The 3,135-nt window shown below is 75.7% G+C and carries 2 protein-coding genes; both read right to left on the minus strand.

Going from position 1 to position 3,135, the window contains the following annotated elements; genetic code table 11:
- Nucleotides 1-2,020, minus strand: a 2,020-nt coding sequence (locus tag ACFU99_RS38755) for a protein kinase (protein WP_384401945.1), incomplete at its 3' end; no start/stop codon positions are given.
- 231 nt (nucleotides 2,021-2,251) lie between these two features.
- Nucleotides 2,252-2,983, minus strand: a complete 732-nt coding sequence (locus ACFU99_RS38760; protein ID WP_384401948.1) for a hypothetical protein — start codon at nucleotides 2,981-2,983, stop codon at nucleotides 2,252-2,254.
- Between the last annotated feature and the right edge of the window lie 152 nt (nucleotides 2,984-3,135).

Here is a 3,135-nt window from a genome sequence, read left to right on the forward strand (position 1 = left end):
GCTCGGGGTGCTCCATCCTCAGCTGCTGCGAGCGCGGCGGCGGGGCCGGCTGCTTGGTCACGGTGCGGTGCGGCGCCTTGTGGGCCTTCTTGTGCCGCCCGTGCGGGACGGCCGCCGACGCGCCGGACCGCCGCCGGCGCACCAGTTCCCCGCGCCGCCGCTTGATGGGCAGCCGGCTCGGGTCGGAGGGCGCGCCCGGGCCGATGGACGGCACGGTGACGGTGCGGCTGCCGAGTTCCGGCTCCGGGGCGGACCGGATCAGCGAGCGGAGCCAGCCGCGCAGCTCCTCGAAGTCGGGGCGCTCGGCCGGGTCCTTGCGCATCAGCGACTCGACGACGGGGCGCAGCGCGCCGCACTCCTCCGCGTAGGCGGGCGGCTCCGCGCAGACGAGCTGCACGAGTTCGGCGGCGGTCTCCTCGGGGTAGGGCGCGTGTCCTTGTACGGCGCGGAACAGCAGGGCGCCCAGGGCCCACAGGTCGGCGGCCGGGCCCACGGGCGGCGCGAGCCGCCAGTTCTCGTGCACCGGTCCGGCCTGCTCGGGCGCCCACCGCTCGGTGACGGGGCCGACGACCACCATCCGGGCCTGCCGCGCCCGTTCGGCGCCCAGGGCCGTCTGCGGGCCGCGCCCCTGCCGGCCGTTCCCGTTGTGGCCCCACGGCTCCGTGGAGTCCGTCTGCGCACGGCCGTTGCCGCCCGGAACGGCGGCCTCGCCCGCACCGCTCGTCACAGGGAACCCAGCGGACCCAGCGGACCCCACGCCAGCCGCCTCCCCAGCGCTCCCTTCGGCCACGCCCGCATCCGAGGCGGCGTGCGGCGCGGCCCCTTCGCCCGCGGGCCCGCCGGGCCGCCGGAGGGCGCTCTGCGATCCGGTCTTCACGAGAGCGTCCGCGCTCCACGCGGCGCTGTTCGGCGCGGGTCCCGTGGGCGCGGCGCCGCTCGCGGCGCTGCCGCCGCCCCATGCCGCGGAGCCTCCGGAGGAGTCGTCCGGAGCGTTGGTGTCGGCGTTCGCCCGCGCGGCGGCCTGCGTTCCGGCCCGGTACGCCGCTATCGCCCCGGCCCGTACGGCGCGCGGGTCCGGCTCGGGCACACCGCCCTGCGGAGACCCGTGCGGGGGCCCCTGCGCCGCGGCGTGCGCGGCGGCCTGGGACAGGAAGCCGCCGGCCGCGCCCTGGTCGCGGTAGGCGGGCCCGGCAGGGGCCTGGAGGGATCCGTTGCGGGCGGGCGCGGGAGGCCGCTGCCCGGAGCCGCCGTCGGCCGCGCGGGCCGTGGCTATCGCGGCCCGGCCGCCGGACGGCGGCCCCACGGGCCGGCCCGGACCGGCCGGGCCTTCCACCGACCCCGCGGGCACGGCGGGCCGCAGGCCGGGGCCGCCGCCTCGCAGGGACTCGGGCGGCACCGGGTCGTAGCCGCAGAGCGCCTCCTCCGCCGCCCCCGCCGCGAGCCCGGTGAGGACGGCCCGTCCGTCGTCGCAGACCAGGACCGTACGGGCGGTGATGTTGCGGTGGGTCCAGCCGTGCGCGTGCAGCGCGCGCAGGGCGGTCAGGACATCGGCGGCGACCTCGGCGGCGCGGTGCGGGGTCAGCGTGCGTTCGGCGAGGAGCGCGGCCAGGGGCCGGGCGGGGATGAGTTCGCTGACGATCCACAGGCTGCCGGCCTCGGCGAAGACGTGGAAGACCTGGTCGAGCCGGGGGTGGTCGGGCACCTGGGCCGCGGCGTTGGCGGCGTCGAGGGCGCGGCGCACGGCGGGGTCGCCGGCGCCCTGGGTCGTACGCCCGCCGCGCGGGCCCGCGGTCCGCCCGCCGGGCCCGGCCTCCTCCCCGGCACCGGAAGCTCCCTCGCCGAGACCCCCTTCGCCGACGACCTCCGCCTCGACGACCTCGGGCAGCGGGATCTGCCGAAGGAGCACTTCCTGCCCGCTGTAGGCGTCGAAGGCCCTGGTCTCGACGAGTTCGAACTCGTCGGAAGGCGGCAGCGGAAGGCGATAGCGGTCGGCAAGGACCCGTCCCGCGTAGTCGTCCACGACGCCTCCCCAAGCACGAGACTCACCATCTCGCGCCAGCTATCGCCCGAAACCTCGACAGACCCCGTCAGCAACCGCCAAGTACGGTCGTTCTCCTGCTATTTGTGGCTGCGTACGGTCCACGGGCTCTCACGATACGTGCCCAGCCGCCCCCTTGGGACCGTACGGCTCAGTACGTCGCTTCGTACGCGCTCTGTGAGCCATTTCGGTCAGGGGCCGGTACCGCCCGGCTCAGCCCTCGGGTTTGAAGGAGGCGAAAGCGGCCTCCCGCAGCTCCCGGCACTCGGCGTCCTTCCACTTGCCCTTCTCGCAAGTGATCATGATGGCGTAGCCATGGCTGTCGTCGACCTTGAAGCCGCGGTTGACGACCTGGACCCGCTTGCCGCTCTGGTCCCGCTCGAAGTTCCAGTCCGCGACGGTCGGATAGTCGTGACCGGCCCACTTGTCGACGGTGTCGATGCCGAGGCCCTGATAGCCGTTCATCCCGCCGTTCTCCGCGCCGCTCTCCGCAGCGTGCCACGCCTTCGCCGCGTCCGACTGCGGCTGCGAGCCGAAGTCGACCTGGAGGCGCGGGAAGCCGCCCGCCGCGCTGTATATGGCACCGGAGTGATCGCCCGCGGTGGCCGTCTGCTTCCAGCTCTTGGGCATCGCGATGCTGAAGTGGTACTCGCCGTTCTTGACCGGTTCGTACCCCTCGGGCAGGCCGTCCGGGCCCGCTGTGTGGGCCGGTTTCCGGGCCGCCTCGTCCGTCGAGGCCGAGCCGGTCGGCTGCCCGGTGTTCTTCTCGCCCTTCTCGCCGCCGGCCACAGCCGGGGCGGAGCCGGAGGACGTCGCCTTGTCGCCCTTGGAGCCGGAGGAGCCCTTGCCCTTGTCGTCGTCGCCGCTGAGGGCGACGGCGAGCACTGTGCCGAGCACGGCGAGCACCACGACCACGGCCACCACCAGGAGCGTCCGCTTGGGCACCACGTCCGTGATCGACGCGCGCGGCGGAGCGCCCGGAGCCGAGCCGCCGCCGGGCGCGGACGACGAGGCGCCGCGTCCGTCGGTCCCGGACGCCTTGGACTTGGCCGCCTCCGTCGCGGACGCCGCCGCGTTCCGTACGGACTTCAGCGCAC

The organism is Streptomyces sp. NPDC057654 (assembly GCF_042800135.1).
GTDB lineage: Bacteria > Actinomycetota > Actinomycetes > Streptomycetales > Streptomycetaceae > Streptomyces.